This window comes from Candidatus Omnitrophota bacterium (genome assembly GCA_016929445.1).
Lineage (GTDB): Bacteria > Omnitrophota > Gorgyraeia > JAFGIU01 > JAFGIU01 > JAFGIU01.
Window position 1 is genome coordinate 1 of the sequence record JAFGIU010000067.1, and the last position, 5602, is coordinate 5602.

General features: G+C 53.9%; 7 protein-coding genes and 1 tRNA gene. All 8 read left to right on the plus strand.

The window, feature by feature from the left end:
* Positions 1-736, plus strand: a 736-nt coding sequence (ribD, locus tag JW937_06030; protein MBN1586968.1) for a bifunctional diaminohydroxyphosphoribosylaminopyrimidine deaminase/5-amino-6-(5-phosphoribosylamino)uracil reductase RibD, incomplete at its 5' end; no start/stop codon positions are given.
* 14 nt (positions 737-750) lie between these two features.
* Complete coding sequence (locus JW937_06035) at positions 751-1386, plus strand: riboflavin synthase (protein ID MBN1586969.1); 636 nt, start codon at positions 751-753, stop codon at positions 1384-1386.
* A gap of 106 nt (positions 1387-1492) precedes the next feature.
* A tRNA-Pro gene (locus JW937_06040) sits at positions 1493-1569 on the plus strand.
* A 111-nt stretch (positions 1570-1680) separates the two neighbouring features.
* Entirely contained in the window at positions 1681-1941 is a 261-nt protein-coding gene (locus JW937_06045; GenBank protein ID MBN1586970.1) for a BrnT family toxin, read from the plus strand.
* Positions 1931-2149, plus strand: a complete 219-nt coding sequence (locus tag JW937_06050) for a CopG family transcriptional regulator (protein MBN1586971.1) — start codon at positions 1931-1933, stop codon at positions 2147-2149. The genes JW937_06045 and JW937_06050 overlap by 11 nt, the downstream gene beginning before the upstream one ends.
* Positions 2150-2803: 654 nt before the next feature.
* On the plus strand, positions 2804-3208 hold the full coding sequence (locus JW937_06055; protein MBN1586972.1) for a hypothetical protein: 405 nt from the start codon (positions 2804-2806) through the stop codon (positions 3206-3208).
* An 87-nt stretch (positions 3209-3295) separates the two neighbouring features.
* Entirely contained in the window at positions 3296-3751 is a 456-nt protein-coding gene (locus JW937_06060) for an MgtC/SapB family protein (protein MBN1586973.1), read from the plus strand.
* A gap of 816 nt (positions 3752-4567) precedes the next feature.
* Positions 4568-5521, plus strand: a complete 954-nt coding sequence (locus JW937_06065) for a hypothetical protein (GenBank protein ID MBN1586974.1) — start codon at positions 4568-4570, stop codon at positions 5519-5521.
* Positions 5522-5602: the final 81 nt, after the last annotated feature.

The window sequence follows — 5602 nt, forward strand, 5'->3', positions numbered from 1 at the left end:
AGTGCGCACGGGGGTGCTGCGCGCTCAGGCCGAGGCGCTCAATGAAGAGTTTTTTGTGCGCATGAAAGAGAAACGGCCTTGGGTTATTGCCAAGGCAGCCCACAGTCTGGACGGACGAATTGCTACGGTCACCGGAGAATCTCAGTGGATTAGCGGGCCTGAAGCGCTTGAGGAGGTGCACCGCATGCGCAGCCGGTGCGATGCCGTGATGATCGGGGTGCAAACCGCGTTGGCTGATGATCCGGATCTGCGTTGCCGGCTCAAAGGCTATAAAGGAAAGCAGCCTTTGCGGGTGGTGGTGGACAGCAAATTGCGAACCCCGGTCAATGCCAGGATGTTCCGGTCCAAAGCGCCGGTCCTGGTTGCCGCAACCCGGGCGGCTGCTGGGGCTCGCAGAAAACGGTTGGAAGCTGCCGGGGCAGAGATTCTGCTTTGCCGCGCAGACCAAGGCCGTGTCAGCCTGAAAGATTTGCTGCACCGGTTGTCGGAGCGCAATGTTCAACGCGTGTTGATGGAGGGCGGGGGAGAGATACTTTATTCAGGCCTGCGCGCCCGGGTTATTGATGAATGGAAGAGCTTTGTGGCCCCGGTTCTCATCGGCGGTGAGAAGGCCAAGGGCGCCGTGAGCGGGAGGGGATTTGAAACGCTGGCTCGAGTCCCGCAGCTTAGGGACACCAAACTTAAACGAGTGGGCAAGGACTGGCTGATTGAAGGCCGGGTTCAATATCCGGGCTAAGGAGAAACGCGAGAATGTTTACAGGAATCATCCTGCATCAGGGAAAGGTCGAGGAACTCATTCAAAAGGAGCACGGTGCTGTGCTCAAGGTGCGTGTGGGCGATTGGGACACACCCATCGAGGGCGGCGAGAGCATTGCCAATAACGGCGTGTGCCTGACCGTGGCCGGGATAGAGGACGATGTGATTTCCTTTGACCTTTTGCCTGAGACCCTGCGCTGCACGACCTTGGGCGCCCTTAAGTCCGGCGCGCCCATTAACCTGGAGCGCTCTCTGGAGCTGGGCGACAAAATGGGCGGCCATATGGTCTTCGGCCACGTGGATTGCATGGCCCGGATGATCGGCACCCAGGAGGAGGGCTCCTTCCTGGTCATGAGCTTTGAGGCGGATCCGGAGCACGTGCGCATGCTCGTGCCCAAGGGCTCCGTGGCCCTGGACGGCATCAGCCTGACCGTGGGCCCGGTGCGGGAGCGGGAGTTCGAGGTGTACTTGATCCCCGAGACCCTTGAGCGCACCACCCTGGGCACGCTCAAACCGGGGGAGGCCGTGAACCTGGAAATCGACATGCTGGCCCGCTATGTGCACCAATACGTCAGCGCGCGGGAAGCCGGGGCACAGGCCGAGCTTGACCCCGCGCAGGGGAGCCGATAAAGTATAGTTTTTCCGCCGAGAGCCCGCGTCGGCATCGAGGGCCCGGCTCCGTCATTGCGAGCCGAGCCGCATGCGAGGCGCGGCAATCTGTGTCCATTCATGGTTTCGGGGTGTAGCGCAGCTTGGTAGCGCGCTTCGTTCGGGACGAAGAGGCCGGAGGTTCAAATCCTCTCACCCCGACCATTCTTCATAAGTCATCTCGTTATAATAGGTTGCGATCAGTCTCACTTTGCCCCTCTCAGTTGCCACCATCCATATACCAAAATAGTCCCAATATGGTATACTTTTTGTGTTATGGAATTCGAATTTGATCCTGAAAAAAGCGCTCCCAACAAGAAGAAGCACGGCATTGATTTCGAGGATGCGCAGCAGTTATGGGATGATCCCGATCTGATCGAAATCCCGGCAAGGCCGATGGATGAGCCTCGATCCTTGGTGATCGCTAAGATTGCAGACGACTATTGGTCAGCGGTAATTACCTATCGCGAGAACAGCGTCCGGATCATTTCGGTTCGTCCGTCGAGACTGGAGGAGGTGAGAATCTATGAAAGCTAAGGATTTTGACAAAAAGTTTGACCAAGGAGAAGATGTCACGAAGTTTCTGGATCTAGCTCAAGCCAAACGGGGCGGGCAAGAGCAGAAGCGTGTTAACGTGGATTTTCCTGTATGGATGATTCATTGTCTGGACAGAGAAGCCAAGCGTCTGGGCGTTCCGAGACAGTCCATCATCAAAGTATGGGTTGCCGAGCGGTTGGAAAGATAAACTTACGAACGGCATTTATTGTTGAGAGAAGGTCTTGCTGTCAGAACAGGCAGTAGGTTCTGGAGTGCAAGCCGAAATCCGGCAATTTTCGGAAGCCTTGTTCTGCCTGTATTTTTCTGCAACCAAGTTCTATACGCCTCCCAAAAGCCCGGCCATACTTCGCTCCCGTCTTCGCAGGGAGCTTCGGAGTTGGCTTCTGCCGCGCCTTTGCGAGCTAACAGTTCTCCTTGGGCCCTCGCGGTCCGCCGGACACAGGTCAGAAGTGTATAATATCTGCGTTCACCCTGAGCGAGGAGCCTAATGAAGGATACCCATCCGGAGGCCGGAAGATACCAGATTGAATGTTTGCGCAGGATGAGTGTGAGAAGGCGCTTGGCTGCTATGAAATCGCTTTCGAACAACTCGGTGTTTCCTACTATATCGGCGGCTCCGTGGCGAGCTCTGCATACGGAAACGAAACTGCTTGAAAGATCGATGTATTCATTCCCAAGGAAGGTCCTTATCCTTGATCGGCAATGGAGAGGAAGATCAAAGATCGGCTTGACCGAGCTCTTGCACATGGCTTTGTCTGAAGCTTGACACGTTAGGTCCGGGGCCACAATAGGGCCGGTCCAACTGACACATTGTGTCCCCTGATAAGAAAGGCGTCTTTGAATGCCTGTTCACTTTAAGTCCATGCCGGGCGGATTGAAGGTGCTGACTGTCTATTTTCTTCTCGGCGGTCTGGCCATTGCTTGCCCGGTTTCATTGCTGCGAACCAACTCTGCCCTCGGCGTGTGGACAGGCATTGCTGCGGCTGTCTCAGGCCCGGTGGGGATTCTTATCGGATTTGGACTCCTGTTCAAGAAGAAATGGCCGAGGCGGGCGGTTGTGGCTTTGCCGGCCGCCGGATATGCTCTTGTGTTTGCTCAATCAGTTTCCGCGCCAGGCACCACCGCTACCGGTAGTGTGATTTTGAAATTAGTTGCTCATCTGGCGGCTGCTTTGATCTTGATGAAGCTTTGCTATTGGTATTTTTTTGAGGAAAGTAAAGTTCGTTCATGGTTTGAAGTTTCTTAGAACTGGAGGATAGACGTGACAAGCGTATTTAGGGAATTTGTTGCTCCGCAGTCCTTGGTGCTGGATCCTTTGTCCGTGAAGTTTTGGATGGGCGCGATGACAGCCATGATTTGCGGTACCCTGATCGGGTTGGACCGGCAAGTCCGTGGAAAGCCGGCCGGCGTGCGCACCAGCACCTTGATTTGTTTAGGGACCTACATTTATGTTTGGCTGGGCATGGCTTTTGCGGGCCCTGATGCAGATCCACTCCGCATTTTGGGCCAAGTCGTCACCGGCATCGGCTTTCTCGGAGCCGGAGTCATGTTCAATAAAGAAGGAGGTGTGGTCGGGGTCACTTCAGCCAGCGTTATCTGGATATTGGCTGCGATCGGGGCCATGGTGGGGATGAGCCAGTACTCTGCCGCCTTAATGGTGACTCTTTTGGTGCTGAGTGTATTGGTTGGGGTGGACAAGCTGGAAAAGGGCTTCATGGAGCTTCGACAGGGGGTTCATAGCCGCTCTGATCTCGAAGTGCAAAAATCCGGGAACAAGGATCAAAACTGACAAGTTTCGGGGACCGTAAAATTGGGCTTCCTTGTGATCCTCTGGGGTCCCGCCCAGGAGCACTCAGAGCCGGCCATAGAAATAGACATCCTTGGAAATCCGCAACTCCAATTCGTTTCTGACAATCCAGCCCAAATTACAACTGACCAAAGGGAACATTAAATTAAGCTGGCCCTTTCCCGAGAGTCCACACCCCATGTAAGAAATCTTGCATTGCGTTTTCTAAGGGTTACAAAAGGCTAGCTTTTGCCCAAATTCCGAATAAGTATTTCAATACAAGGATATTACATAACGTACTATTGACAAAAGAGTTGTGAGTGATAGGTTTTTTGGAGGGAGACTCATAATCGGGTTCTTCGCTTGTACTTACCGAGCCATTTTAGATAAAGGGGGAGAAGATGCTCCGGTTGTCCGTTCGACTAGGATTTACACTGGGTTTGCTTTGCTTCTTGTTTATGTGCGCTGTTGCTCAGGCACAAGAGATTCCTTCGACTGTCCGGGGAGCATTGGAGCCAAAGGCTGCACCAGCTGCAAAGGGGAGCCTCCTCAAATCAAAAGACGCGTTGTCAGGGCCTCAACAAACTTCACCGGGTGCTTTGATACTCCCTGAAGTCCAAGTGCGGCGCCCAGGGGCTTCACAGCCCAAATCAGAACCCACTCCAGCACAGCTGGCTGGCCATTCGGGGGCGCCTCTTGTCACAGCCATCCCATATTCGTCCAGCAGCTCGGGGCAGGTTGCGGGTTCTCTGACGGGCATTGAAACCACCTCGATAGGGGAACTCTCTTCACCTGGCGACTTCAGGCTTTTACCGGGTCGTGGCCAGGGCAAAACAGGTGTATGTGGAGGAGATTCTGTATACAGCTGCGGGCCAAGTGGAGCAGATCACCTACGGCAACGGGGTGGTTACGGATTACACCTATGACGCCAACCTGCGGCTTCAAAATATCCTTACCCAAGACAGTGCTCAAACAGTCATTCAAAATCTGAGCTACGCCTACTACGACAATGGGAATGTCGAGACCATCACAGATAGCCTTACCTCAGAGGTCAAGCAGTTCGGATATGATGAGTTAGATCGTCTGAAGTCGGCTCAAGGGAACTACGGACCAGGGCAGACATTCCAGACACTGAGCTATGGGTATGACGCTCATGGCAATATGACGACCAAGGCCGGGGTGACTTCATACTACAACGATGCCAACCATGTTCATGCGGTGACCAGCTATGGAGCAGATACTCTTTCATACGACAATAATGGGAACATGCTCACGCACAATGGCGGGGGGATCAGCCGATCCTTTGTATACGATATTGAGAACCGGCTGAAGCAGTACACCCAGAACTCTGTGGTGACCACTTATAAGTACGACGAAGAAGGCAGCCGGATCCGCAAGACGAGCGGTGGGATTACCACAGATTATGTGGGAGAGCTGTACGAGGAGGATACGACCGGCACGATTCGTCATCACATCTTTGTGAATGGGGATCGGGTAGCAACGGTGACGGATGGAACTGCAACCTTCATCCATCAGGATCATTTGGGCAGCACAAGTGTCAAGACCAATGCAGCGGGTCTGTTGGCGGACAAGGCCGATTACCGGCCCTACGGGGAGTTTAACACCCACCAGCAGTCTTCGGATGAGGAAGGCTACTACTTTACCGATCAGCACCATGACACTGAAAGCGAGCTGTACTATTACAATGCGCGCTACTACAATCCGGAGTTGGGGAGATTCCTGACGGCGGATTGGATCATTCAGGATCCGTGACCCGACCCCGATTTTAAGCCGGTTGTAAGGAGAGTTCCAGATCTTGTTGTTCTAAGAATTCTTCCGGCGTTAATCCTTGCA

What these genes read in the sequence shown, in the direction of transcription:
- JW937_06060 (MBN1586973.1), top strand. Translation starts at nt 3,296, where the DNA reads ATGGGCGCGATGACAGCCATGATTTGCGGTACCCTGATCGGGTTGGAC.
- JW937_06055 (MBN1586972.1), top strand. Translation starts at nt 2,804, where the DNA reads ATGCCTGTTCACTTTAAGTCCATGCCGGGCGGATTGAAGGTGCTGACT.
- JW937_06035 (MBN1586969.1), top strand. Translation starts at nt 751, where the DNA reads ATGTTTACAGGAATCATCCTGCATCAGGGAAAGGTCGAGGAACTCATT.
- JW937_06045 (MBN1586970.1), top strand. Translation starts at nt 1,681, where the DNA reads ATGGAATTCGAATTTGATCCTGAAAAAAGCGCTCCCAACAAGAAGAAG.
- JW937_06050 (MBN1586971.1), top strand. Translation starts at nt 1,931, where the DNA reads ATGAAAGCTAAGGATTTTGACAAAAAGTTTGACCAAGGAGAAGATGTC.